Here is a 23,777-nt window from a genome sequence, read left to right on the forward strand (position 1 = left end):
ACTTCCTCAGACACCACACCCAACAGGGGATTAGGTTGAATTAAAATTAATATATTGATTCATCACTGACTGATCTAGCACTCTCTTGTTAGTAGAAATTTACCTAAAAGGTGATGATTACCTATCAACGAGAAGCCAAGCACGATCTTAACGAAGTAATCTTCGCTTTTGCCGTTAGCTAAGGGTACTATTCAATCAGCTTTCCCATTCGACTCAAGATATAAACAAAAAAGAACTACCTTGTCAAGTTTTTTAGATACCATTTGGGCTTTTCTTTTTCTTCTGTTCCAGATTTACTTGGGAAGTGTTTGCTAAGTAAGTTCATCAATACCCAGAACTGATTAAGTGTGAACAATCTAAGTCTGCGAGCATTTCACGAAATAACGGCAAACTTAACCCAATCACATTGCTGTAACACCCTTCTATTTTGTCAACAAAGAGTCCGCCTCGTCCTTCAAGGGCAAATCCGCCTGCACAACATAAAGGCTCTCCTGTGGCAACATAATCAGTGATGGCGCGATCGCTGATATTAGAAAAGTAAACATCAGTAACCCGATACCGAATCAGCTGCTGGTTGTGGCTGAGATTAATTAGGGCGTGTCCAGTATAAAGTTCCCCTTTTTTACCGCGCATTTTTTGCCATTGCGCGATCGCGAGGGTTTCGTTTTCTGGTTTACCATAAATTTCTCCAGCAAAAGCCAGCACAGAATCACAACCCAAGATAAGATGTTCTGGATATTGTTCAGCTACAGCTTTAGCTTTACAAAAAGCTAGTTCTTTCACTAATACCGTCGGATCATCCTCTTGCACTTGTGATTCATCAAACCCACTTTTACAGACAATTGGATTAATCCCCGCCCGTTGTAAGAGTTGTAAACGAGCAGGAGAAGCGGAGGCGAGAACCAAAGACATGATTCAATGTTTAATAGACTTCAAAGGAGTTAGCCATGTTGGTAAACCGATCAGATAGACTCTCCCACCGTGATTGAGGAGTCGAAATATTTAGAGTAAAGAGTTTACCGCGACTCACAGCTACACTTGCCATATTATGACGTTTTCGTTGGTCAGGGAATGTGACTTCGTATTCTAAAATGTAGTAGGTTTGTCCTTCTTTCTCTAATTCGCCGGCACGGATTAATTCACCCTGACGCTCAGAATTAGGGGGAGCGAGGGTATTTTTTAGTCGCTGTCCTACTTCCAATGGGGTTCCTAAATCAGAGAGGGTTCTGCCCTCTGCTACTTCATTAATGACAACACTAACATTTTCACTTTGTTCTACTAAATCTCGGAATACAACATCAACCCCAGCGGTATTATTATCAACTTGTACTTGTTGCCAGCCGTTAGGGTAAAGAAACTCGTATCCCTGTTTGCCATTGGTATAACTCTGTAAGCCAGTAGTGGGGCCACTACAACCAAACAGAATAACGCTTAATCCTACAACAATTAAAGCAAGGGTTGATTTCAACATAACTTAATTTTCTTTGACACTTGCCCTTATTTTCCCATGTTGCGGGTTTAGTTTCTAGAATTTTTCTTGGCACGTTGCTAGCATTCGTCGATCATTACTATTAATTTCTTCCACAGGAACATATCCTTTTAGTTGTAAAGGCGCTTTTACTTGTTCACTACGACTTGCTACCGGAGAGGTTTCTTCTAGCGCGATCGCGTAATCATGAAAACTATCTTCATAAGGGTGATCCACAAGCATTTCTAGTTGATTCTCGGTAGTTTTTCCCTCAAAGCAACTAAAGGAAGAATGGGGCATATATAAAACCCCAATCAATTTTTCCTCAGTTACTTCAAACAAAATATACTCTTTGCCAATTTCATAAGGCTTACTTGATTGCCCGTATAAATAAATTCCCGTTTCTAAATCCCTAAAGTTTGCTTCACTCCCTTGAGTTTCCTTATTATTTTCTGCCCCTAAAGGAAGCCTCGGCAAAATAGCCACCGCAAACATCATTAAGGCAACGATCAAAAATTGGGAATATCGCAAACATTTATGAATAAAATTCATATTTAAAAATAAATTGACTTCTAATTTAAACTTAATTAAATAATTTGCAGTTATACTCTCTTATAAGAATGAATAACAATTACATCCTAGGGTGAGTTTCTATTTCTAGTATAATTGATCTTTCGGTAATTTCCCGCACTCTAGTGACACTTTGTTATATTTTTTTAGGAATTTTTTTCCAATATTTGGGTGTTTTTGTTTGTCCTTGATGCTTTCTACTCACTTAATAACGCTTCAGCAAACTCATAACTAGAAAAGGGTCGTAAGTCCTCAATTCCCTCTCCTGCGCCAATAAAGCGTATGGGAAGGTTGAGTTGCTTGGAAATAGCCAGGGCAACCCCACCTTTAGAACTTCCATCAAGTTTGGTTAAAACAACACCACTGAGACGAGCCACTTCAGTAAAGGCTTCTGCTTGTCGCAGTCCATTTTGTCCTAAACTAGCATCAATGACAAGTAGCGATTCAATGTTGGCATCTGGGGCTTTTTTATCAATGACCTTGCGAATTTTTCCTAATTCTTCCATCAAATTTTTCTTATTTTGAAGTCGCCCAGCAGTATCGACTAAAAGGAGTTCTGTTCCTTTACTTTGAGCCTTACTAATCGCATCATAGACTACTGCCGCTGGATCAGTGTTTTTCCCAGGATTGGCAACCACTTCTGTATTGGCGCGATCGCCCCAGGCTTTTACTTGTTCTACAGCAGCAGCGCGGAAAGTATCGGCAGCAGCAATTAGACAAGTATAATCAGATTTTTGACCAAGATGAGCTAATTTCCCTATTGTAGTGGTTTTCCCTGCCCCATTGACACCTGTAATTAGCCAAATATTGAGTTTGTCTTGTTCGGGGGCAAAAGTTATAGGCGTGTTTTTCTCTTGAAATGGGCGTTCCAAAATTTCACGAACAATTTCTTTAAGATACGCGATCGCGCTTTCTAGCGGTAACGCCTCTTCTCGCATTTTCGCCTGTAAGGTTTCAACAATATAATCAGTAGCTTCAATCCCCACATCTGCTTGCAGTAATAACGCCTCAATTTCCATTACTGCTTCTTCATTGAGGGGCCCTTTTCCCACCGTTGCTTTTAACTGATTTAAGAAGTTGCGACGGGTTTTACCTAAGCCTCTCCGTAACTGTTTAAGCCAACTAATTTCTTCCTCAGAAATCTCCTCAGGAGTTCGCCCCTGATTGGCTAAAACTTGCGCCGACCAAGTAGTTTCCTCATCCTGAGTTGTAACTGTTTCTTCACTGGTTGGGGTTTCAGTAACAGGTTCGGGTTCTGGAGTATCATCGATCGCGCTTTCTTTGAGTTTTTCTAGTCCTCCAGACTGTTGTAGCCAGGCAGGAGTTCCCGTAGGAGTGGGTTCACTGGTGGTTGTCTCCTCCTCTTCTGTCGCTTCTACAGGAGTGGGTTCATTGGCGGTTGTCTCCTCCTCTTTTGTCGCTTCTACAGGAGTGGGTTCACTGGCGGTTGTCTCCTCCTCTTCTGTCGCTTCTACTTCTTCTGGAGAAGCACTAGACTGAGACTTTTGTTCTTCTTTTTTTTCTTGTTGATCGTTAAATTGACGACGAAACCAATTAAAAACCATAATCGTTACTCGTTATTCGTGATTGTTTTTTCTGTCCCCTGATTGTCTTTCATTGTGATTTGTTTACTGACGCGACGGAGAACCCCATTAATAAAACGATATCCTTCTTCATCAGAATAGCGTTTTCCTAACTCCACTGCTTCATTAATTGCAATTTGCACAGGTGCTTCTAAAAAGACCATTTCCGCTACAGCAATGCGTAATAAAGCGCGATCGACCCGAGGAAGCCGATCAAAATTCCAATCGACAAGAGAAGAGCGAATCAGATGATCAATGTGTTCCCGCTTTTCTACAATCGTCGTTAACAACTGTATCGTATAATTCCGAACTTCCTCTTGACTAGCAATATAGAGAAACTCGGGTAACTCAATGGCATAACCTAAACGATTAATGGCAGTTTGGGTAAGTTCTACCGCATCAGAAACCATGGTTTTGGCACTATTGATAGTTGTCGCCCGCGTTTCACTATTCAGTAAGCGATCGCGCCCTCGGGTTAACTCTTGACTAGCATTTTCAATCGTTTCTTCCACTTCAGAAGTCAGGCTTCGCACTGCTGCTAGCACAATATTATGTAATTCCTGCTGGGAGATTTTATCAGGGTCTTTTCCCATTTGACCTTGACTTAACAAAGCTAATTCTCTTGCCACGCGACGCGGTTGTTTTCGTTTTGTCATAATTCAATGATTTTGCTCTTAGCAGTTTTCTCTCTTATTGTGATCATGTGCTAGGCTAATTAGCATCCTTGCTATTAGTTGCCTTTTTCTCCTAAAATTTAATCCAAACACATTCATTATAAGTTCATGATGGACTTAAAGCAGGCAAGAAAGCAATTAGATCAGTTTAGCTGTATTGAACAGAAAACCGTTGATACTGAGGAAGAAAAAGAACAGTTAAAAACTGCTCTTCAAACTATCGTCAAAGAATCAGAATGGGAAAATTTAGGCATTTGCGCTGATAATACTCAACAAGCGATTAATGCAGTAAAAAGTTATCTGACAGCTTTTGGTTATGATATCGAGCAAGTGAACTTTGACCAAACTCAGCTACTTGACCATCCTGTGTATATAAAATTTAGCACGAAGCAGATGGGATTCTATCAAGATAACTATACTGGCGACTACCGTGGAGTTTTAGTATCTTGTCAAGCTGAAGATGATCTGGTTGCGGGAACTTATGGTCATTTACCTTTAGATCTATTTTGTCTTCTCGATTAACCGAATTGACTGAATGATCATGGTTTTTTCCAACGCCTTCGCCATATCATAAAGGGTTAAAGCCGCCACCGAAACCGCTGTTAAACTTTCCATTTCTACCCCGGTTTGTGCAGTGGTTGTGGTTGTCGCCCGAATTTGATAACCGGGTAACTCATAATCAGCCATTAACTCTACTTGGACATTTTGTAGCGGTAAGCTGTGACAAAGTGGAATTAACTGGGAGGTTTGTTTGGCTGCCATAATTCCAGCTAAACGGGCTGTGGCTAAAACATCGCCTTTGGGTGCGTTTCCTGCTTCAATGGTTTCTAGTGTTTCCCGTCGCATTTTAATTTCCCCCTGCGCGATCGCGCTTCGTTTACTAACCGCTTTCTCGGAAACATCCACCATACGGGCTTCTCCAGCAGAATTAAGATGCGTTAAATTTTCCTCTTGTGTCATTGGTAAAGTCTGTGTTATATTTATAAACTGTTGGCAAGCAAACGCTTGGGCTTGTAGCTCAGTGGACTAGAGCACGTGGCTACGGACCACGGTGTCGGGGGTTCGAATCCTCCCAGGCCCGCTTCCCTAAAATAATAGCAAGTGTAAATTAGGAGGGACATTAGTTTCTCCTTTTTTTCATAGAAAGGCAAAATTTTCTCAGCAACCCTTGACATCCTGAAAATGCCCTTGCTATATTAATAAAGGTTGAACGACAGCCAGCCCATTGGGGTGTAGCCAAGCGGTAAGGCAGCGGGTTTTGGTCTCGCCATTCCTAGGTTCGAATCCTAGCACCCCAGTTTTTAAGTAAAATGAAAAAATAATACTCAGCTAAAGGTTAATCTTTGTGTCTAGTTCCATAGCACCTGATATTCTCGCCTTAGACTTTGATGGCGTATTATGTGATGGGCGTGCCGAATATCTCGAAAGCAGTCGCCGTGTTTACCAAGAAATTTGGAATGACTCTGATTTAGAAGTGGAAAAGTTGGCTTCTTGCTTCTATGAGTTACGTTCTATTATTGAAACAGGATGGGAAATGCCTCTATTACTAAGGGCTTTAGTCTTAGGAATCGCTGATAAGGAAATTTTGCAGAATTGGTCATCTCTCGTTCCCAACTTACTGGAAAAAGAGAATTTAAGCCAGCAAACTTTAATGCAGTTATTGGATGAAAAGCGCGATCGCTGGATTCAAAGCAATGTCCAAGACTGGCTAGCCCATCATCAATTCTATTCTGGCATTATTCCTCAATTACAGCATATATTAGCTTCATCCAAGCCTCAAGTTTACATCATTACCACTAAAGAAGGACGGTTTACTTATACATTACTAGAACAACAGGGCGTTAAAATTCCCCCAGATCAGATCATCGGAAAAGAATGTCAGCAACCGAAAACAGAAACACTGACAAATTTATTACCCACAGATGATACAGTGTCTCTATGGTTTGTGGAGGATCGGCTAAAAACCTTACTCTCAGTGCAAAAACAGGCTAATTTAGCATCAGTTAAGTTGTTTCTCGCAAGTTGGGGCTATAATACAGCGCGATCGCGCACTTTAGCAATAGAAAACCAACAGATTCATTTACTCTCACTGGATCAATTTCAACAAGACTTTTTCCAATGGGAGTCTAATTGATTTTAGAGAAAGCGCGATCGTCTGTTATTTTGTAAGTCACATTTCTTTACCGTTATATGATAGAAGTAGCCAGCATAATCCTATCCTAGAAGTATAACGATGACTAACCAAGAGTTCCTAGGTGAATTTTTAGCCCTACCAACTGAAGCACAGACTGAAGTTCTCAGATTGATCGCGTTTTTGAAGCAAAAATACCAACAGGAAGGATCAGCTTCTCCCTCACCTAATATTGATTTAGAGAATGAGCCATTTCTGGGAATTTGGCGCGATCGCGAAGATTTAGAGAATAGCAGTAATTGGGTACGAAATTTGCGAGAAAATGAGTGGTCAAAAGCTCATGACTAATGCAACTATCATTGATACTGATATTTTAATTGACTTTGGTCGTGGAGTGTCTGAAGCAGTCAATTGTTTGCAAAAACTACAATCAAATTATCGATTAATAGTCAGCATCGTTACACAAATGGAATTAATAGTTGGCTGTGCTAACAAGCTAGAATTGCAGGCTTTAGAGAAATTTCTCCTGCGCTTTGATATAATCAAAATTGACCCAACCATTTCTGAGCAAGCGGTTGAATTATTGGCTATGTATCGCCTCAGTCATGGCTTACTGATAGCTGATAGCTTGATTGCCGCAACAGCAATAACTTGGGATTATTCTTTGATCACTAAAAACCAACGAGACTACCGATTCATTCCAACTCTCAATCTCTTGCCTTATCCATAATTAAGCATAACAATCCTTCTACCGAGTGGGAGAGAGGAAATTAAATTTTGTAACTGATACATTGGAGATAAGGCAAACTGAGCAAAAGCCCTTTGCCCTCCCATAGCGTTTAATTGTCAATTCTCAATTGTCAATTGTTTTAATCTTATGACACCCAATCCTCTAATCACAAAATCTATTGAGAAACTCGATTATCGCGTTACTGTCGGTGATGTTGCAGGTGAGACAGGGTTACAATTACAGGAAGTCCAACAAGGCTTAGTGGGATTAGCAGCAGAAGCTGGTGGACATTTACAAGTTAGTGAAACTGGCGACATTACTTATCTTTTTCCCAAAAACTTCCGCACTATCCTCCGTAGTAAATATCTGCGCTTACGATTACAAGAATGGTGGGATAAAGTTTCAGGGGTTATCTTTTACTTAATTCGGATTTCCTTTGGCATTATCCTAGTTGCTTCGATTATTTTAATGGTGATTGCCATATTTGTGATTATTATTGCTGCAAAAACCAGTTCTGATGAAGGTAACTCAGATAATAGAATCGGTGGCGGTGGAGGATTATCAATTAACTTTTTTCCCTTTTGGCTTGGTTCCGATTTATTTTGGTTTTTCTCCCCCAACTATTATCACAGAGATGAACCAATTAGAAGAGAAAGAAGCAGACGTAATTCTCGCGAACAAAATGAGTTAAGTTTCCTCGAAGCCATTTTTTCCTTTCTCTTTGGAGATGGAAATCCTAATCGTAAATTAGAAGAACGTCGTTGGCAAGAAATTGGGCGTGTCATTCAAAATAATAATGGGGCAGTAGTCGGGGAACAAATTGCTCCCTATCTAGACAATATAAGTGAAAAAAGTTGGGAAGATGAGGACTATATGCTTCCTGTTTTAATGCAGTTTAATGGTGTTCCAGAAGTAACTGAAGATGGCAGTATTATTTATTACTTCCCTGACTTACAGGTAAAAGCAGATCGACAAAGAAAACAGTCAGTAGAATCTTATCTAAAAGAGAACTATTGGCAATTTACTAAAGCAAGTAGTAATCAAAAAATCCTTGCTATTGGCTTAGGCGGACTTAACTTTATTCTCGCTTTAATGTTAGGATCACTACTCACAGAAGAAGTTGTTATACAACTCGGTGGTTTAATTGCGTTTGTAGATGCAATTTATGGGATTCTTATAGGCTATGCCATTGGTTATTTAGTAATTCCCTTAATTCGCTATTTCTGGATTCAACAACAGAACAAGAAAATTGCTGCTCGTAATGAAAAACGCTCTCAACGTGCTGAAGAATTCCTAAAATTAGCAGCGAGTGATCAGACTTTCCAAGGTAAACTTAAACAAGCCCAAAAATTTGCGTCTGAAACTATTTTAAGTGAAGAAGATGTTGCTTATTCGACAGAAGAAGACTTAACCGAACAAGAAGCAAAACAAAGTGATAAAATTGATGAAGAATGGAAACGTCGCTTAGGATTATAAGAAAACCTCTTACTAAAAATAGATGCAGAATCGAATTAATTTTCGTTTATTAAAGAAGTTTTGGTCGATCGCGCGACTGTATTGGTTTGGAGAGGAAAAATGGAAAGCAAGAGGGCTATTATTGATTATTACCCTCATGCTAATTACCTATACCGTTTTGAGTGTTATCCTTAATCAGCAACGGGGAGATTTAATCACTGCTCTCTCGGAATTAAGTGAAGATCGATTTTGGCGAGGATTACTGATTTATTTTGGCGTTATTGTTGCTTATATCCCCCTATTTGCAGGGGCAAATTATCTCATTGATCTGTTAGGATTATTTTGGCGACGCTGGCTAACAGGGCGTTTTCTTGATAACTATTTTCGCGATCGCGCTTACTATAAATTAACCTCAGAAGGGGAAATAGACAATCCAGATCAACGGATTTCTCAAGATGTTCGCTCTTTTACCCAAGATTCGCTAACCTTTCTTTTAGTTACGATTTCCTCTCTGTTTCAAGTAATTGGATTTGGTGGAGAATTATGGACAATTTCTTATCCCTTAGTGATTTTTCTTCTCTTCTACGCCATTATTGGAACATTAATCACCATTGGTGTTTTTGGGAAAGCCTTAGTACGCTTAAACTTTGAACAACTCAAGCGAGAAGCTAACTTTCGGTTTGGCTTAGTTAGAATTAGAGAGAATGCTGAATCTATTGCCTTTTATCAAGGGGAAAAACAAGAAGAAAGTCAAGTTAAGTTACGCTTTGATGAGGCTTTTAATAATTTCCGACGCTTAATTTTATGGCAAGATTTAGGCTTAAAGTCATTTACCAATAGTTATCAGCTTTTGACTTATGCAGTTCCCTTTCTAATTTTAGCCCCCCGTGTCTTTGCAGGAGACTTAGCGGTGGGAAAAGTAACTGAAGCCCAAGGGGCATTTTTACAAATTTTCTATTCCCTAAATTTAATTGTTAGTCGGTTCCAGTCTTTAACAGAATTTGGTGCAGGAATTAATCGGATTTATAGCTTTGCTGATTATATTAATCTCACTGATTCTAAAGATGAAGATAGAAAAGATGAAACTCAGCCTAAAATTGAACTGATTAAAGATGAGCAAATTTCTGTTGAAAACTTAACCCTACAAACTCCTAACTACCAACGGACACTAATTAATGATTTAAGTGTTGAAATTCCCCAAGGAAATGGGTTATTAATTATGGGAGTAAGTGGTTGTGGGAAGAGTTCATTACTTCGCGCGATCGCGGGATTATGGGAATCAGGAACTGGCAAAATTATTCGTCCACCGCTAACAGAAATTTTGTTTTTACCCCAACGCCCCTATATGATTTTAGGTAGCCTCAGAGAGGAATTAATTTATCCCCAAACTGAATCTGATTTAAGCAATGAGAAACTCGGGGAGATATTAAATAAAGTCAATTTACCCCATTTAGTAGAACGCTTTGGGAGTTTAGAGGTAGAAAATAATTGGGGAGAGGTTTTATCATTAGGAGAACAGCAGCGAGTTGCCTTTGCTCGTATTTTAATTAACCAGCCACGATATGTAGTATTAGATGAAGCAACCAGCGCCTTAGATGTGGAAAATGAAGCCTCCCTTTATGAACAATTACAAACCATGAATGTTACTTATATTAGTGTGGGGCATCGTCCAAGTTTACAACAATATCATCAACTTGTTTTAGAATTAGCAGAAGATCAATCATGGCAAATCAAACAACTCAATCCACAAACTTTATGATTTTCCCGGGTGAAGTTTTCGCAGAGACAAAAGAATTTGATAGTAATATTAGGCAACTGTTGCCCTATTACGATGAAATGTTAAGCGCGATCGCGCTATGTGTTCCCTCTAACAGTAAGCACATTTTAGAATTAGGCTGTGGCACAGGAGAATTAACCCTAAAAGTATTGCAACAATGCCCCAAGGCTGAAATTATCACCGTTGATTATTCCCCTCGCATGATTGACTTTGTGCAGGAAAAAATGGAAAAAGCAGGAGAAGATCAGCGCGTCGAAACCATTCAATTTGACTTTGGCGCTTGGGCAAATAACGAAGCAGGAAGTAATTTTGGAAATAACTTTGATGCGATTGTTTCTTCCCTTGCTATTCATCATCTCAGTGATGACATGAAAGCAAAACTTTTTCAAAAAGTTGCCTCTTCTCTCAAACCAAATGGCTATTTCTGGAATTGTGATCCCCTCCTTCCTGAATTTCCTGAATTATCAGATGTTTATCAACAATCTCGTCAACGTTGGGCGCAAAAACAGGGCATTGACTTAGATGCAGTGCGGAGTAAAGTCGGGAAAAGTGACACTCAGGGTTACTCTAGTCAAGATCAATTAGCAACCTTAGACAGTCAACTGAAAATGTTAGAGAAAGCGGGATTTTCTAAAACGGCTGTCATTTGGAAATACTATAATATCGCTGTTTTTGGAGGAATTTGGTGAATTACCCACAACCAATCACTTCGTGATGTGGTTGGACGGGGCGTATAAACGTCTGGGGAAATCCTCACTTCCTCGTCGCTTCGCTCCTGCGTCGCTGCGTCCAGACGACAGCCCCTTGGCTTCTCAGCAGCACCTTTCTCTTGCGCTTCGGTTCGTAACTGAGCTTTACTACTGGCGTTCATCCCTACCGCCAAATTTCTTATATTTCTAGCTGCGTTTTGATCTCTATCCATTGATAACCCACAATGAGGACAGTTATGGATTCTTTCCGATAGCTTTTTCGGAACTGTCTTGCCACAACCTGAACAATTCTGTGATGTATTTTTGGGGTTAACTTCTATCGTTAACTGTCCAGCATTTTCGGCTTTGACAGCTAATCTACTCAGAAAATTTCCCCAACCAGCATCATAGATTGATTTGCTTAGTCTAGTTTTAGCAAGTCCCTTAATGTTGAGTTTTTCATGGGCAATGACATCTCCTTGATTAAGAATTAATTTAATAGTGTTAAAGTGGAAATCTTTTCTCTGTCTAGCAACTTTTTGATGATGTTTTCCAAGTTGCTTGACTGCTTTTTGATAGCGTTTACTTCCTTTCTGACGACGAGATACCTTCTGCTGTAGCTTTTTGAGTCTTTCTTGTCCTTTTCGATAAAACTGAGGGATTTCTACTTTTTCACCTTCAGAAGTTACCAAAAAATCTTTTAAGCCCATATCAATACCTAGCGTATTCTCTGAGGTGGGAGTTATATCTATAGTTGATTCTGGTACGTTTGTATCTTCGAGAGAAAGTGTCAAGTAATAGCCATCAGCTTTCCTAGTTATTTGTGCTGTTTTAATCTTAAAAACATCAGGAATCGGGCGGTGCTTAATGAACTTAACTGTCCCAAATTTAGGTAAATTAATCTGATTATCTTGGACACAATTAGCTTTAACTTGCGGAAAAAGTATAGTCCGATAACGTCCTTTTCCTTTGAATCTAGGTTTTCCTGATTTCTTCCCACTCTTATCCCCCCTAAGCCAACGTTGAAAAGCCAAATCAACTCTTTTAACACAGTCTTGAAGGACTTGTGACTGGATTTGGCAATACCAAGGTCTATCTTTTTTAAGCTGAGTTAGACTTTGTTTTTGAGAGAAATAGGTGGGACGGTCAGATAATTCTGGAAGATGACAGATTAAAGGACAAGAATTGACAGCCGTTCTATGAGTTTCCCACCAATCAAAGCGTTGACCTAACAGGTAGTTGTATTGACACCTTAATAATTCTAGCCATTTCTCAATCTTGGCTATTTGCTCTTTGTCAGGTTTTAGGCGATACTGATAGGAAAATCGCATTGCGGTATCTGTCTTTTCTGTTATCAATTGATTATAACATGATGCCACCATCTCGACAACACTATGAAAAAAATGACTTTAAGATGTACTGAAGAAGAACATCAACAGCTTCTCTCTTACTGCAAACATAAGGGAAGAAGCCACGCAGGAAGTAATAAGAGAACCGATCAGGAAGTTATCAATCTCAGCCGGAGCTTTAGTGAGGATATTGAACCCCCTCGATTGATGGCGATTCATCCCCACCTAATCGCAGGCGATGTAGATGGGGGATTCTCGCCCATCTTGCTAAATAGAATTTTCCAAGTATGCTAGTATTTTAGCAACGGTAACCCAACTGCTTCTTAACGAGAAAAACACACTGGAAAAAAATATGAAAATCAATCGTCGTCAATTTGTAGGCTGGATGAGTATAGGCGCGATTATAACCTCCTTTCTCAGTGCTACCTCTCAAGCTGCCAGTGATTCTGAAGAAAACACCTCATCAGATAATTTTCAAGTGGTGGGAACTTTGGATGAACTAGAAGCTGAGGGGAGTTTAACTGATGATGTCGCTGGGGTAATTGTAGTGCTTAATAAAAGCAACCAGTTAATTGCCCTAGATCTGGCTTGCCCTCATCGTGGTTGCGATGTTGCCCTTCATGAGGGAGGAGAAAGACTGGCTTGCCCTTGTCATGGCTCACAGTTTACCATTCGAGGCAATGTTTTACAAGGACCTGCACGAACGAATCTCAATACTTATGAAGTAAAAACAGAAGATAATCAAGTGCTAGTCAAAGTAGGATAACTTAAAAAAAAATCAAAAAAGGTGACAGCTTGTCGAAGACTTGCCACCCTTTCTAAGACTCATTAAGCAGCACCTGTTTCAGCTTCTGGCATACTCATCGCCTTGGCTGCTTGTTCTTTTTGCGTAATTAGGCGTTCAATTTCTTGATCAATAAAAAAGATTCCTTGTCCTTCTATGCCAATCATTTCAATTTTATCAAGAATTGTCTTAAATAAAACTTCCTCTTGATGTTGTTCTGAAACATACCACTGCAAAAATTGAAGCGTGGCATAATCTTGTTCTTGAGTTGCCAAATGCACTAAATTATTAACTTTTCTGGTCACTAATTGTTCATGCTCAAAGGTTTGTTCAAAAACATCTTTAATGGATTTAAATTGAGTAGCGGGCGAGTCAACTTCCCCCACAATTGCTAAGTTTCCTTTCTCGCTAACATAGGTTAGAATTTTACGCATGTGCATTCTTTCTTCATCGGCGTGTTCATCCAAAAACGCCGCAGCACCCTCTAAGCCCTTAGAAGCACACCAGCAACTCATTTGCAAATACAAATTGGAAGAATACATTTCACAATTAATTTGCTTGTTGAGAGCCTCAGCCATTGATTCAGATAACATAAATTAACTCCTTATTTTTACCATTTCAATAAATTAAACTGTTCCATATCCACCGTATTGCGGTTACGGTAAATCGCAAGAATAATTGCTAATCCTACTGCTGATTCCGCAGCGGCAACAATAATGACAAAAACGGAAAAAACTTGCCCTTTAATTTCAACAGGATCAATAAAACTAGAAAAGCCAATTAAGTTTAAATTAACGGCATTGAGTAATAATTCAACTGACATTAGCACTCGGACAACATTCCGACTGGTTACTAACCCATAAATACCAATACAAAATAAACCAGCTGCCAGAATTAAAAAATATTCTAATTGTAATTCCATTTTCAGTATTTCTCCTAACTATTCGTTTGATTCCCCTTTCCCGACAGAAATTAATTCCCGAGGACGTTCTTGTAAGCTGTAGGCTTCTGTTTTTGCTAAATCGGTTTCTTCTTCTTCTGGAATGAGATCACGACGGGCAATAATAATTGCGCCCACCATGGTAATTAAAAGTAATACTGAGGCTAATTCAAAGGGGAGAAGATAATCACTAAAGAAGTGCTTCCCAATAGTAATCACAGAACCTTCTGTAACCACCCCAGCGCGATCGGCTAGTGACCAAGGAGTGGAAACAGCCATGGTTCCTAATAAAGCAAATAAGCCAATACAAACTACGGCTGTGGCAATGCTTCTAATCCAACTGCGGCTAATGGGCGGAAATGTCTCTTGTTTATTTACAAGCATAATCGCAAATAAAATTAAAACATTAACTGCGCCCACGTACACTAAAATCTGAGACGCAGCAACAAATTCAGCATTCAGTAATAAATATAATCCTGAAATACTAATAAAAACGCCTCCGAGTAAGAAGGCAGAATAGACAATATTTCTGAGTAGAACCACTCCTAACGCTGCACTAAACATCATAGCAGCGAGAATGATAAATGAGATAAATTGAACGCCTTGTGCTAAATCCACGACTATTTCCCTTCAATATCTTACGTTACAAACATGGCTAAACTCCCCCAATCAAAATTAGGGGAGAGATCGAGCAAGTGGTTAGTTTTTCTTCGCTTCCTCTTGAGACTCTTGGTTTTCTTGGAGTTCTTCCAAAATATCCTCAGGATAACGACCTGCGCGCAATGATCCTTCTGGCAAGTCATGAGGATCAGTGACTCCTTTGGGAAGGTAGCCTAATTCTCTAAGCGGTGTCACCATTGGATCTTGAGTCACTTTATAAGGAATGCGACCCATTGCCACATTATCATAGTTAAGCTCATGGCGATCAAAACTGGCAAGTTCGTAGTCTTCTGTCATGGAAATACAATTGGTGGGACAATATTCCACACAGTTTCCGCAGAAGATACAAACCCCAAAATCAATGCTATAGTGCTTGAGTTTCTTCTGTTTTTTCTTCCCTACTTTTTCAAATTCCCAATCAACCACAGGGAGATTAATGGGACAAACGCGAACACAAACTTCGCAGGAAATGCACTTATCAAATTCAAAGTGAATTCTTCCCCGATAGCGTTCAGAGGGAATTAGCTTTTCGTAAGGATACTGTACCGTAACAGGACGACGGCTGAGATGGTCAAAGGTAACAGATAATCCCTGACCAATATATTTTGCAGATTGCCAAGACGTTTTGGCGTACTCGCCGACTTGTTTGAGGATGTTAAACATAAGTCTTGTGGTTGTTGATTTTCTTCCAATGATGAAATGCAGGAGTTAAAAGCGTTAACCCCCAAAGGCTGCAGGGAAAGCCAGTTTTAAGCCTGCAGTAATGAGTAAGTTGGCTAAGGAAACAGGAAGGAGAAATTTCCAACCTAAATCAAGGAGTTGGTCAATGCGAACTCGGGGAACTGTCCAACGCAATAGAATGGCAATGAAGACGAGGAAATAGGCTTTTAGTAGGGTCATAATAATCCCTAACGAGGCAGTTAACACTTGTAGCCAAGGGTTATTCGGACTCACGCCAAACCAGTTTGCCATTTGACCTAAAGGAATGGGAAATTCCCAACCCCCGAGATAAAGAATGGCGAATAAAATAGCTGATAGCACAAGGTTCACATAAGAACCGAGGAAAAATAGGGCAAACTTCATTCCTGAGTATTCGGTTTGATACCCAGCAACGATTTCTTCTTCTGCTTCGGGTAAGTCAAAAGGTAAGCGTTCACATTCGGCGAGGGCAGCAATCCAGAAAATCAGGAAGCCTACGGGTTGTCGCCAAATATTCCAGCCTAAAATGCCATAGCCTGCTTGTTGTTCGACAATGTCAATGGTGCTAAGGCTATTGGACATCATCACGATAGCTAAAACCGACAGAGCAAGGGGAATTTCGTAGCTAATAGACTGGGCAGCGGCTCTTAACCCCCCAATGAGAGAGTATTTATTATTAGACGCATATCCTGCCATTAATAGCCCAATGGGAGCGATACTGGAAAGGGCAATCCAGACAAAAATTCCCATCCCAAGGTCAGTAATAATCAGGTTTTGCCCAAAGGGAATAATGAGATAGGACAAGAAAACAGGAATTACTACTAACACGGGCCCTAACGTAAATAAGAGGGGATCAGACTTAGCTGGGACGACATCTTCTTTGAAGACTAGCTTAATGCCATCAGCGACAGGTTGCAGAACACCCAAGGGACCAGCATATTCTGGACCAATTCGTTGTTGGGCAGCCGCAGAGATTTTTCGCTCTAACCAAACGCTGACTAAAACGCCAACGGTGGCAACAATAATCATAAGGAACATAGGAAGGGGCATCCACAGGGCTTTTGCTGCCCCAGGTGGAATACCAAAGTCTTGGAGAGATTCAATAAAATTAGCTCGGAGATCAATTCCTGAATTCATGTTTTTGTAATTAAATTTACATACTTTAGCTATTACGCTCAATCAAGCAAAATTACTCGAAAGATTAATCAGATTTAATTAAGATTTGTATTCTACCGTCTAGTATATCGTTGACGGGAGCTTTTCTGGGCCCAGAGACACCAGAAACAATTTATAGGTTTTATGAGCGTTTTTCAATCGGTAAGTAGGAAACCCCATGATTGCCAACATATTCCTGCGTGGGTCGGAAAATGCGATTCACGGCTAATTGCTCTTTCCAGTGGGCGAGCCATCCTGCAACCCGAGCAATGGCAAAAATGGGGGTAAATAGATCGGTAGGAATCCCTAAATGGCGATAAACTAGCCCTGAATAAAAATCAACATTGGCGTAAATGCCTTTATGACCAAGTTTTTCTTCAACCACTTTTTCTACTTCCACGGCAATATCATAGTAGGGGTCTGACCCATTTTTTTCAAATAGCTGTTCTGCTAAGTTTTGTAGAATTGTGGCTCTGGGGTCTTTAACGGTATATACCCGATGACCAAAGCCCATAATTTTTTGCTTTTGCGCGATCGCGCTTTCTATAAAGGGACGCGCATTTTCCACTGAACCAATTTCATCTAACATAGCAATCACTTCTTCATTTGCCCCACCATGAAGGGGCCCCGCTAATGTTCCGACGGCGGAGGCGATCACCGCATAGGGATCAGTCAGGGTAGAAGCAGTCACCATCGCGGAGAAAGTAGAAGCATTAATGGTGTGTTCAGCGTGTAAAGTCAGACACACATCAAACACCTGAGCCGCAAAAGGATCAGGTTCTTGCTCAGTCAGCATATACAGGAAATTACTAGAGTAATCGAGATCATCCCGAGGCTGCACTGGATCATTACCGTTGCGCATCAGTTGAAACGCTGCTACCATGGTGGGAATTTTGGCTAAGAGACGAACCACCGCTTCTCGGATATACTCAGGATTATCTAAAGCTCGACGAGAATAAAATAATCCTAAGGCGGCGGCTGAGGCTTGAAGTGCATCCATCGGATGACCCGTTTCGGGAAAACATTTCATCATATCCCGAATCCGATATTTGATCCGCCGATGGTAACGGACTTCGTCCTGAAACTTCTCTAGCTCGGTTTTCGAGGGTAATTCTCCCCAAATCAGTAAGTACGCTGTCTCTAAGAAATTACTTTTTGCTGCGAGTTCTTCAATGCGAATCCCTCGGTATTCTAAAAGACCTTGGCTACCGTCAACATAACTGACTTCGGAACGAGTGGCGGGGATTCCTTCTAAACCGGGTTTGTACTCGCAGACTGCCATATCGTAACTACCTTTTTATTAAGAACATCGTGAATCTGACAATAATTTATCGCAAAATTGCTAACGATAGTGATTCTGATTTGACAGTTACCGTTTCAATGCCATGAAAATTCTAGATAATGGAGAAATATCCCTCGATTAAGAAGCCATCAACGCTATTTTGGAATCTGTTATATGTCTTGGACTCGGCTAATTAGTGCAATTATCGCAATTATTGTTGCCCTCGGAATGATTATTTTAGGGGGATGGTATTTTACCCTCGGCTTTTGTGTCATTGTGTTTCTGGGGCAATTGGAGTATTTTCAACTGGTACGGGCAAAAGGGATTGAACCAGCTGCAAAAACCACGTTTGTCGTTTCTCAGCTTTTATTAATCACTGCCGCGATCGCGCCGTCTTTAACGGATGCCATGTTTCCTGTAGCTGGAACGTTAATCTGTTTTTATTTACTTTTCCTCCCCAAAATGTCCACCATTGCTGATATTGCCACGTCTTTACTAGGACTCTTTTATGGGGGATATTTGCCCAGTTACTGGATACGCCTACGAGTAGGATTGGATCAAGATGTAGAAGCAGTATTGCCTTTTAATGGCTATTGGCCCGCATCTTGGTCAGATTTAACCAATTTGCCACAAGGGTTACTCTTAACCTTCTTAGCCTTTGGCTGTATTTGGGCAGCGGACATTGGGGCTTATATCATGGGTAAGTATTTAGGCAAAACCCGTTTATCTGACATTAGCCCGAAAAAAACAGTAGAGGGGGCAATTTTTGGATTTATGGGCAGTATTGCAGTTGCCGAGTTTGGGGCTTGGTCACTGCATTGGCAAGGGTGGGCAATTAGTGGCTTATTATTCGGCGGCATGATTGGCGTGAGTAGTTTGTTAGGCGATTTAACCGAGTCCATGATCAAGCGCGATGCAGGGGTTAAAGATTCAGGACAACTCATTCCCGGACATGGGGGAATTTTAGATCGCACGGATAGTTATGTTTTTACCGCGCCTTTAGTTTATTATTTCTTTACGCTCTTTTTGCCGCTACTGTGAGAAGTGACGGTTCTAGAATAGAGGATGATCGGATAAAAATGAATTTTAATCTATATGACTGCATCGGTGACGGCTCAAGATAATCAACAAGTGTTTACCCAAAAAATTAAGGGGGCTCGTCGTCCTAGTAATTACTTTTGGGCAATTATTGCTCTCATGGGCGGTGTCGGCTTCCTTCTTGCTGGATTATCCAGTTACTTCAAAGTTAATTTACTAATTGTTAGTGATCCAAGAGGCTTACAATTTATTCCCCAAGGCATTGCTTTAACATTTTATGGCGTAGCTGGTTCGCTGGTATCTCTCTATTTGTGGCTAGTTATCCTTTGGGATGTAGGCGGTGGCTACAATGAGTTTAATAAAAATACCAATCAAGTTAAAATTTTTCGTTGGGGATATCCAGGGAAAAACCGTCGCATTGAATTAGAAAAGAAACTGGATGATGTGGAGGCGGTGAAAGCGGAAATAAAAGAGGGCTTAAACCCAAAACGCTCTCTTTATTTGCGTATTAAAGGCAACCGTCAAATTCCCCTAACTCGTGTGGGAGAACCCCTCCCTCTCACAGAATTAGAAAACCAAGGAGCAGAATTGGCTCGCTTTTTAGGTGTCCCGTTAGAAGGAATTTAATTTTACCTATGTCTAAAATCATTAATTCGTGGCTGCCCTTGTTTTCCGTGCTACTCGCGATCGCGCTTTTCCTGAGTGGATGTAGCTCTAATGCAGAAAGTCAAGAAAATAATCCCCAAGTGTCCCAAACTAATAATGAAATTGAAATGAGTGATTTACCGCAGTTAAATGGAGAAGCAACCGTTGAGTTTATTGTTAATGGCTCTCCCATTGTTATGGAGATTAAGGGAGATTCAGCGCCGATTACTGCTGGCAATTTTGTCGATTTAGTGCAACGAGGCTTCTATGATGGGCTAACCTTTCATCGGGTAGTGAAAGAACCGCAACCCTTTGTGGTACAAGGAGGCGATCCCAAGGGCAATGGCACTGGTGGCTTCGTTGATCCTGACACGGGTCAAAAACGCTCTATTCCCTTAGAAATTCTCCCTGAAGATGGGTCTGAGCCAGTTTATGGCAAAACACTCAAACAAGCAGGAATCCAAGGAGAGCCTAAACTTAAGCATACTGAGGGAGTTTTATCAATGGCGCGATCGCAGATGCCTAATTCCGCTTCTTCCCAATTCTTTATTACTTTAGCCGATGTTCCCTTTCTCGATGGGGATTATGCTGCTTTTGGTGAAGTCGAACAGGGAATGGATGTGGTCAAAAATATCCAAGTCGGCGATCGCATTGAGTCGGCAACAGTCACTTCTGGATTAGACAATCTCAGTCAATCTTAAAAGCAAGTAGGGGCGAAGAATACTCGCCCTTGCGGAGTTCACTCCTCCCATATCCTAATCAATTAGTATCTAAGCAAAGGCCTTATGTTTGAAATTGAATATCTTACCGATAAATCTGGTAAACCAAAAGCAGTTGTCATTCCAATTGAAGTTTGGAGAGAATTTTTTCCAGAAGAAGAGCTTTCTCTAGAACAGTTATCAGATAAGCTAGAGGATTACTGTCTTAATAAAGCTATGGATGAAGCCAAAGAAACTGCATTATTAGACCGTGATGCGGCTCTAAAATATTTGGAGGAGTAATTTGGAAGTTGAATATCGTCAACTTTTTCTGAAAGACTTAAAAAAACTCAAAAAACAACCTGTCTATCAGCGCGTAATAGAATTAGCCTTTGAAAAGCTACCCGATGCTAAAGACTTAACTGATGTAAGTAATGTTAAAGCCTTAAAAAGTTATCCTAATCGTTATCGTATCCGTATCGGTGATTATCGGGTTGGAATTGAAGTTAAAAAAGGTAAGGTTGAAATGATGCGAGTTTTACACAGACGGGATTTTTACCGTTATTTTCCTTGATTTTAATGACTGATTAATTCAAAGCGTTAAGTTTTTATACTATAATTAATTTGCACTAAAATTAGTTACTAATAACAAATTGGTAGAAGTTGTTATTACAGGAATCGGTTGTTGGACAGGGTTGGGAAACCTAACCCAAACTTGGCAAAATTTACTTTCAGGTAATTCCAGTATTACCTTACAAAAACCTTTTCTTGAACTTCCTCCTTACCCTTTATCTCTTCTTAAAAAGGAACCCACATCCTTAAAAACCATTACTGAAAAAGTGGTTCAAGACGCATTAGCAGATGCCAAATTAAGTCTGCCTTTACCAAATTGTGGGGTTGCAGTGGGATCAAGTCGGGGATGTCAAGGAGAATGGGAAAAATGGGCGCAGAATAGAGAAACTCCCCTTAACTGGTTAGATACCCTTCCGCAGCAAAGTGCAGTCACTACAGCGCAAATTGTTGGGGCAAGAGGAAATGTTTTATCCCCCATGGCTGCTTGTAGTACAGGAATTTGGACGATCGCGCAGGGATTCAATTTAATTCAAACTGGAGAGTACGAACAAGTGATTGCAGGGGCAGTAGAAAGTCCGATTACACCCCTTATATTAACGGGATTTGCCAAAATGGGGGCCTTAGCGAAAACAGGCTGTTATCCCTTTGACGAACAAAGAGAAGGACTGGTTTTAGGGGAAGGAGGAGCAGTATTTATTTTAGAATCTCTCGCCTCAGCAAGGAAAAGAAATGCTTTGATTTATGGAGAAATCATTGGTTATGGTGTGAACTGCGATGCGTATCATGTGAGTGCGCCTAACCCTGATTATCATTGCGCGACTAAGCTCATTCAAAGCTGTTTAGAAAAAGGAAATGTCTCTCCCCATGAGATTAATTATATTCATGCTCACGGCACCAGTACTCAACTTAATGATCAACGAGAAGCGGCGTTAATTGAATCTTTATTCCCCTCTCAAGTGCCTGTAAGTTCCACAAAAGGGGCAACAGGGCATACTTTAGGAGCTTCAAGCGCGATCGGGGTAGCCTTAACCCTCAAGTCCTTACAAACGCAAATTTTACCCCCCTGTGTGGGCTTAACAAACTCAGAATTTCCCTTAAACTTTGTTCGAGAAAGTATCTCTAGCAATATTAATTATGCTTTAGTCTTAAGTTTTGGGTTCGGGGGGCAAAATGGAGGAATCTTACTGAAAAAATAGCAACAGACAAAGGCGAAAAAACTCAATCTATCTCCTAATTAACCGTTACAGCATCAGTCATCGGGGCTAAATCTTGAAACAGGGGCGTACTTAAATAGCGTTCCCCATAACTTGGTTGAATCATCACAATTAACTTGCCCTCGTTTTCTGCTCGCTGCGCCACCTTAATCGTCGCACAAAGAGCTGCCCCCGTGGAAATTCCTGACAGAATCCCCTCTTCATTCGCTAAACGTCGCCCATAGAAAATTGCTTCTTCATCAGATACCGTAATTACCTCATCTAAAATTTGGACATTTAAAACTTCAGGGATAAATCCTGCACCAATTCCTTGAATCTTATGAGGACCCGGTTCTCCCCCTGATAGAATAGCACTAGTACTCGGTTCAACCGCGATCGCCTGAAAATCCGGTTTACGTTCTTTAATCACTTCCGAAATCCCAGTAATTGTCCCACCGGTACCAATGCCAGCAACCACGATATCCACCTTGCCGTCGGTATCTTCCCAAACTTCTTCAGCGGTGGTTTCACGATGAATTTTTGGGTTAGCAGGATTGTTAAACTGCTGAAGCATATACGCATTCGGGGTGTTATCAACAATCTCTTGCGCCCGTTGAATACAACCTCCCATTCCTTGTACCCCAGGGGTGAGTTCTAATTGTGCCCCATAAGCCCGCAACATCGCGCGACGTTCACTACTCATGGTTTCTGGCATCGTCAAAATTAACTGATATCCCTTGGCGGCAGCTGTCATCGCTAGGGCAATGCCCGTATTTCCAGAGGTAGGTTCTACTAGGATCGTTTTTCCAGGTTCAATAATTCCTTTTTCTTCCGCAGCATTGATCATACTAATGCCGATTCGATCTTTCACTGAAGCTGAGGGATTCATTCCTTCTAACTTAACCACAATATTTGCAACACACCCCTCTTTCTTAGGAATACGATTTAATTGAACTAGGGGAGTTCGACCAATGAGTTCGGTAACATTACTGGCAATACGCATAGTTAATTTTTGATTAAGACTAATTTTCTTAAATGTAGTACATTAAATCAGTTCGTTGTTTGTGATAGCACTGTTCTGATAAAGTTTGTAAATTATATTTTTGCAATTGTCTTTTAATATTGTCATCGATCACTTGCCAAATTTCTTGGACAACTGCTTTTTCGGCGGTATTAATGGGAGATCCTTCTGGGGTTGAACTTTCTAAACCTTCTAAGCATTCCACAACATCCAAAAGTGTAATCTGCCATGGCTCTCGTGCTAACAAATACCCCCCCTTTGCTCCCCGCTGGCTTTTCACCAATCCCCCTCGCCGTAATGTCGCTAACAGTTGTTCTAAGTAGCGATCTGATATTTCTTGTTTTTCGGCAATTTGCCGAATTTGTAACGGTTCTCTTTTTTGATGGTAAGCAGCAAGCTCTAAAAGAGCCAGAAGTGCATATTTCGTTTTACAGGAAAGTTCCACAATAAGCGGTCATTAAATCAATAAGGTAAAGCCTTACCCTAACCTTATCATTGATTAAGGGGTTAAGTCCTTAATATGGCTCTGCGAAATCTAGTTTTAGTGAAATTTTTGGGCAAACAAAGAAGGTGATGGCTTCAGATGGGAGTGAGAAAGCCAGTGTAACCTAACTGTTGAGAAAATCAACCAGAAATTGGCTACACTGAACTATATGGCATTAG

The 23,777-nt window shown here is 40.6% G+C and carries 28 protein-coding genes, 2 tRNA genes and 1 pseudogene; 16 read left to right on the plus strand and 15 right to left on the minus strand.

All coding sequences use genetic code 11. The annotated features are described in order from the left end of the window. Positions 1–331 precede the first annotated feature (331 nt). The 5 genes and pseudogenes from FRE64_RS13825 to nusB form a co-directional block, all read right to left on the minus strand. A pseudogene (locus tag FRE64_RS13825) lies at positions 332–912 on the minus strand (Maf family protein); the annotation flags it as partial. A 10-nt stretch (positions 913–922) separates the two neighbouring features. Next, positions 923–1,471, minus strand: coding sequence for a photosystem II reaction center PsbP (gene psbP, locus FRE64_RS13830; protein WP_146296766.1), 549 nt, complete (start codon positions 1,469–1,471; stop codon positions 923–925). 54 nt (positions 1,472–1,525) lie between these two features. Further along, positions 1,526–2,020: a hypothetical protein gene (locus tag FRE64_RS13835; protein WP_146296767.1), complete on the minus strand. Its 495-nt coding sequence runs from the start codon at positions 2,018–2,020 to the stop codon at positions 1,526–1,528. A 215-nt stretch (positions 2,021–2,235) separates the two neighbouring features. Further along, positions 2,236–3,603: a signal recognition particle-docking protein FtsY gene (ftsY, locus tag FRE64_RS13840; RefSeq protein WP_146296768.1), complete on the minus strand. Its 1,368-nt coding sequence runs from the start codon at positions 3,601–3,603 to the stop codon at positions 2,236–2,238. A 5-nt stretch (positions 3,604–3,608) separates the two neighbouring features. Beyond that, positions 3,609–4,277, minus strand: a complete 669-nt coding sequence (gene nusB / locus FRE64_RS13845) for a transcription antitermination factor NusB (protein WP_146296769.1) — start codon at positions 4,275–4,277, stop codon at positions 3,609–3,611. A 126-nt stretch (positions 4,278–4,403) separates the two neighbouring features. Here nusB and FRE64_RS13850 point away from each other — a divergent pair, with 126 nt between their 5' ends. Further along, positions 4,404–4,817 carry a DUF1824 family protein gene (locus FRE64_RS13850; protein WP_246140326.1) on the plus strand — a complete coding sequence of 138 codons (414 nt, stop codon included), beginning with the start codon at positions 4,404–4,406 and terminating at the stop codon, positions 4,815–4,817. Here FRE64_RS13850 and moaC read toward each other — a convergent pair. Then, positions 4,797–5,255: a cyclic pyranopterin monophosphate synthase MoaC gene (gene moaC / locus FRE64_RS13855; RefSeq protein ID WP_146296770.1), complete on the minus strand. Its 459-nt coding sequence runs from the start codon at positions 5,253–5,255 to the stop codon at positions 4,797–4,799. The two genes, FRE64_RS13850 and moaC, sit on opposite strands and share 21 nt — an antisense overlap. A gap of 47 nt (positions 5,256–5,302) precedes the next feature. Here moaC and FRE64_RS13860 point away from each other — a divergent pair. The 8 genes from FRE64_RS13860 (at position 5,303) to FRE64_RS13895 (ending at position 11,077) form a co-directional block, all read left to right on the plus strand. Then, a tRNA-Arg gene (locus FRE64_RS13860) sits at positions 5,303–5,376 on the plus strand. A gap of 145 nt (positions 5,377–5,521) precedes the next feature. Further along, a tRNA-Gln gene (locus FRE64_RS13865) sits at positions 5,522–5,593 on the plus strand. Positions 5,594–5,640: 47 nt separating this feature from the next. Beyond that, positions 5,641–6,429 carry an HAD family hydrolase gene (locus FRE64_RS13870; protein ID WP_146296771.1) on the plus strand — a complete coding sequence of 263 codons (789 nt, stop codon included), beginning with the start codon at positions 5,641–5,643 and terminating at the stop codon, positions 6,427–6,429. A gap of 99 nt (positions 6,430–6,528) precedes the next feature. Beyond that, positions 6,529–6,774, plus strand: a complete 246-nt coding sequence (locus FRE64_RS13875) for a hypothetical protein (protein ID WP_146296772.1) — start codon at positions 6,529–6,531, stop codon at positions 6,772–6,774. Further along, positions 6,767–7,156: a type II toxin-antitoxin system VapC family toxin gene (locus FRE64_RS13880; RefSeq protein WP_146296773.1), complete on the plus strand. Its 390-nt coding sequence runs from the start codon at positions 6,767–6,769 to the stop codon at positions 7,154–7,156. The genes FRE64_RS13875 and FRE64_RS13880 overlap by 8 nt, the downstream gene beginning before the upstream one ends. Positions 7,157–7,303: 147 nt before the next feature. Then, positions 7,304–8,632 carry a hypothetical protein gene (locus FRE64_RS13885; RefSeq protein WP_146296774.1) on the plus strand — a complete coding sequence of 443 codons (1,329 nt, stop codon included), beginning with the start codon at positions 7,304–7,306 and terminating at the stop codon, positions 8,630–8,632. Positions 8,633–8,654: 22 nt separating this feature from the next. Beyond that, entirely contained in the window at positions 8,655–10,370 is a 1,716-nt protein-coding gene (locus tag FRE64_RS13890) for an ABC transporter ATP-binding protein/permease (protein ID WP_146296775.1), read from the plus strand. Further along, positions 10,334–11,077 carry a class I SAM-dependent methyltransferase gene (locus FRE64_RS13895; protein ID WP_246140327.1) on the plus strand — a complete coding sequence of 248 codons (744 nt, stop codon included), beginning with the start codon at positions 10,334–10,336 and terminating at the stop codon, positions 11,075–11,077. The genes FRE64_RS13890 and FRE64_RS13895 overlap by 37 nt, the downstream gene beginning before the upstream one ends. On the opposite strand, the gene FRE64_RS13900 is transcribed toward FRE64_RS13895, so the two are convergent. Then, a complete protein-coding gene (locus tag FRE64_RS13900) occupies positions 11,044–12,408 on the minus strand; it encodes an RNA-guided endonuclease InsQ/TnpB family protein (RefSeq protein ID WP_246140328.1) in 1,365 nt (454 codons plus the stop codon). The two genes, FRE64_RS13895 and FRE64_RS13900, sit on opposite strands and share 34 nt — an antisense overlap. 370 nt (positions 12,409–12,778) lie before the next feature. On the opposite strand from FRE64_RS13900, the gene FRE64_RS13905 reads away from it, so the two are divergent. After that, positions 12,779–13,192 carry a QcrA and Rieske domain-containing protein gene (locus FRE64_RS13905; RefSeq protein WP_146296776.1) on the plus strand — a complete coding sequence of 138 codons (414 nt, stop codon included), beginning with the start codon at positions 12,779–12,781 and terminating at the stop codon, positions 13,190–13,192. A gap of 62 nt (positions 13,193–13,254) precedes the next feature. Here FRE64_RS13905 and ftnA read toward each other — a convergent pair whose 3' ends face one another. From ftnA to FRE64_RS13935, 6 genes are all read right to left on the minus strand, one after another. Continuing rightward, entirely contained in the window at positions 13,255–13,803 is a 549-nt protein-coding gene (gene ftnA / locus FRE64_RS13910) for a non-heme ferritin (RefSeq protein ID WP_146296777.1), read from the minus strand. Between the two features lie 17 nt (positions 13,804–13,820). After that, on the minus strand, positions 13,821–14,132 hold the full coding sequence (gene nuoK / locus FRE64_RS13915) for an NADH-quinone oxidoreductase subunit NuoK (protein ID WP_146296778.1): 312 nt from the start codon (positions 14,130–14,132) through the stop codon (positions 13,821–13,823). Positions 14,133–14,150: 18 nt separating this feature from the next. Next, entirely contained in the window at positions 14,151–14,768 is a 618-nt protein-coding gene (locus tag FRE64_RS13920; protein WP_146296779.1) for an NADH-quinone oxidoreductase subunit J, read from the minus strand. Between the two features lie 81 nt (positions 14,769–14,849). Further along, a complete protein-coding gene (gene ndhI / locus FRE64_RS13925; RefSeq protein ID WP_146296780.1) occupies positions 14,850–15,473 on the minus strand; it encodes an NAD(P)H-quinone oxidoreductase subunit I in 624 nt (207 codons plus the stop codon). A 54-nt stretch (positions 15,474–15,527) separates the two neighbouring features. Then, complete coding sequence (gene nuoH, locus FRE64_RS13930; protein WP_146296781.1) at positions 15,528–16,646, minus strand: NADH-quinone oxidoreductase subunit NuoH; 1,119 nt, start codon at positions 16,644–16,646, stop codon at positions 15,528–15,530. Between the two features lie 160 nt (positions 16,647–16,806). After that, positions 16,807–17,946: a citrate synthase gene (locus tag FRE64_RS13935; protein ID WP_146296782.1), complete on the minus strand. Its 1,140-nt coding sequence runs from the start codon at positions 17,944–17,946 to the stop codon at positions 16,807–16,809. A 174-nt stretch (positions 17,947–18,120) separates the two neighbouring features. Between FRE64_RS13935 and FRE64_RS13940 the strand changes: the two genes are divergently transcribed. The 6 genes from FRE64_RS13940 to FRE64_RS13965 all read left to right on the plus strand — a co-directional run bounded on the left by FRE64_RS13940 (position 18,121) and on the right by FRE64_RS13965 (position 22,096). Beyond that, positions 18,121–18,987 (plus strand): phosphatidate cytidylyltransferase, encoded by an 867-nt coding sequence (locus tag FRE64_RS13940; RefSeq protein WP_146296783.1) that lies wholly within the window; start codon positions 18,121–18,123, stop codon positions 18,985–18,987. Positions 18,988–19,041: 54 nt separating this feature from the next. Continuing rightward, positions 19,042–19,611, plus strand: coding sequence for a photosystem I assembly protein Ycf4 (locus FRE64_RS13945; RefSeq protein ID WP_146296784.1), 570 nt, complete (start codon positions 19,042–19,044; stop codon positions 19,609–19,611). 8 nt (positions 19,612–19,619) lie between these two features. Further along, positions 19,620–20,330 carry a peptidylprolyl isomerase gene (locus FRE64_RS13950; protein WP_146296785.1) on the plus strand — a complete coding sequence of 237 codons (711 nt, stop codon included), beginning with the start codon at positions 19,620–19,622 and terminating at the stop codon, positions 20,328–20,330. A gap of 84 nt (positions 20,331–20,414) precedes the next feature. Then, on the plus strand, positions 20,415–20,630 hold the full coding sequence (locus tag FRE64_RS13955) for a hypothetical protein (protein ID WP_146296786.1): 216 nt from the start codon (positions 20,415–20,417) through the stop codon (positions 20,628–20,630). Position 20,631: 1 nt separating this feature from the next. Then, positions 20,632–20,901: a type II toxin-antitoxin system RelE family toxin gene (locus tag FRE64_RS13960; protein WP_146296787.1), complete on the plus strand. Its 270-nt coding sequence runs from the start codon at positions 20,632–20,634 to the stop codon at positions 20,899–20,901. A gap of 79 nt (positions 20,902–20,980) precedes the next feature. Next, the gene (locus tag FRE64_RS13965; protein WP_146296788.1) at positions 20,981–22,096 is read left to right on the plus strand and encodes a beta-ketoacyl-ACP synthase; all 1,116 of its coding nucleotides are present in this window, start codon (positions 20,981–20,983) and stop codon (positions 22,094–22,096) included. Positions 22,097–22,130: 34 nt separating this feature from the next. Here FRE64_RS13965 and cysK read toward each other — a convergent pair whose 3' ends face one another. Both cysK and FRE64_RS13975 read right to left on the minus strand, forming a co-directional pair. Further along, positions 22,131–23,096, minus strand: coding sequence for a cysteine synthase A (gene cysK / locus FRE64_RS13970; RefSeq protein ID WP_146296789.1), 966 nt, complete (start codon positions 23,094–23,096; stop codon positions 22,131–22,133). A 28-nt stretch (positions 23,097–23,124) separates the two neighbouring features. Continuing rightward, complete coding sequence (locus FRE64_RS13975) at positions 23,125–23,559, minus strand: RrF2 family transcriptional regulator (protein WP_186708848.1); 435 nt, start codon at positions 23,557–23,559, stop codon at positions 23,125–23,127. Positions 23,560–23,777: the final 218 nt, after the last annotated feature.

Source organism: Euhalothece natronophila Z-M001, assembly GCF_007904085.1.
GTDB lineage: Bacteria > Cyanobacteriota > Cyanobacteriia > Cyanobacteriales > Rubidibacteraceae > Halothece > Halothece natronophila.

Excerpts from the sequence above, each read along its gene's own strand:
- FRE64_RS13940 (WP_146296783.1), top strand. The coding sequence starts at position 18,121 with ATGTCTTGGACTCGGCTAATTAGTGCAATTATCGCAATTATTGTTGCC.
- nuoK (WP_146296778.1), bottom strand. The coding sequence starts at position 14,132 with ATGGAATTACAATTAGAATATTTTTTAATTCTGGCAGCTGGTTTATTT.
- FRE64_RS13890 (WP_146296775.1), top strand. The coding sequence starts at position 8,655 with ATGCAGAATCGAATTAATTTTCGTTTATTAAAGAAGTTTTGGTCGATC.
- FRE64_RS13935 (WP_146296782.1), bottom strand. The coding sequence starts at position 17,946 with ATGGCAGTCTGCGAGTACAAACCCGGTTTAGAAGGAATCCCCGCCACT.
- cysK (WP_146296789.1), bottom strand. The coding sequence starts at position 23,096 with ATGCGTATTGCCAGTAATGTTACCGAACTCATTGGTCGAACTCCCCTA.
- FRE64_RS13955 (WP_146296786.1), top strand. The coding sequence starts at position 20,415 with ATGTTTGAAATTGAATATCTTACCGATAAATCTGGTAAACCAAAAGCA.
- moaC (WP_146296770.1), bottom strand. The coding sequence starts at position 5,255 with ATGACACAAGAGGAAAATTTAACGCATCTTAATTCTGCTGGAGAAGCC.
- FRE64_RS13835 (WP_146296767.1), bottom strand. The coding sequence starts at position 2,020 with ATGAATTTTATTCATAAATGTTTGCGATATTCCCAATTTTTGATCGTT.
- ndhI (WP_146296780.1), bottom strand. The coding sequence starts at position 15,473 with ATGTTTAACATCCTCAAACAAGTCGGCGAGTACGCCAAAACGTCTTGG.
- FRE64_RS13895 (WP_246140327.1), top strand. The coding sequence starts at position 10,334 with ATGGCAAATCAAACAACTCAATCCACAAACTTTATGATTTTCCCGGGT.
- nusB (WP_146296769.1), bottom strand. The coding sequence starts at position 4,277 with ATGACAAAACGAAAACAACCGCGTCGCGTGGCAAGAGAATTAGCTTTG.
- nuoH (WP_146296781.1), bottom strand. The coding sequence starts at position 16,646 with ATGAATTCAGGAATTGATCTCCGAGCTAATTTTATTGAATCTCTCCAA.
- FRE64_RS13900 (WP_246140328.1), bottom strand. The coding sequence starts at position 12,408 with ATGCGATTTTCCTATCAGTATCGCCTAAAACCTGACAAAGAGCAAATA.
- ftsY (WP_146296768.1), bottom strand. The coding sequence starts at position 3,603 with ATGGTTTTTAATTGGTTTCGTCGTCAATTTAACGATCAACAAGAAAAA.
- FRE64_RS13850 (WP_246140326.1), top strand. The coding sequence starts at position 4,404 with ATGATGGACTTAAAGCAGGCAAGAAAGCAATTAGATCAGTTTAGCTGT.
- FRE64_RS13885 (WP_146296774.1), top strand. The coding sequence starts at position 7,304 with ATGACACCCAATCCTCTAATCACAAAATCTATTGAGAAACTCGATTAT.
- FRE64_RS13875 (WP_146296772.1), top strand. The coding sequence starts at position 6,529 with ATGACTAACCAAGAGTTCCTAGGTGAATTTTTAGCCCTACCAACTGAA.
- FRE64_RS13905 (WP_146296776.1), top strand. The coding sequence starts at position 12,779 with ATGAAAATCAATCGTCGTCAATTTGTAGGCTGGATGAGTATAGGCGCG.
- ftnA (WP_146296777.1), bottom strand. The coding sequence starts at position 13,803 with ATGTTATCTGAATCAATGGCTGAGGCTCTCAACAAGCAAATTAATTGT.
- FRE64_RS13945 (WP_146296784.1), top strand. The coding sequence starts at position 19,042 with ATGACTGCATCGGTGACGGCTCAAGATAATCAACAAGTGTTTACCCAA.
- psbP (WP_146296766.1), bottom strand. The coding sequence starts at position 1,471 with ATGTTGAAATCAACCCTTGCTTTAATTGTTGTAGGATTAAGCGTTATT.
- FRE64_RS13880 (WP_146296773.1), top strand. The coding sequence starts at position 6,767 with ATGACTAATGCAACTATCATTGATACTGATATTTTAATTGACTTTGGT.
- FRE64_RS13950 (WP_146296785.1), top strand. The coding sequence starts at position 19,620 with ATGTCTAAAATCATTAATTCGTGGCTGCCCTTGTTTTCCGTGCTACTC.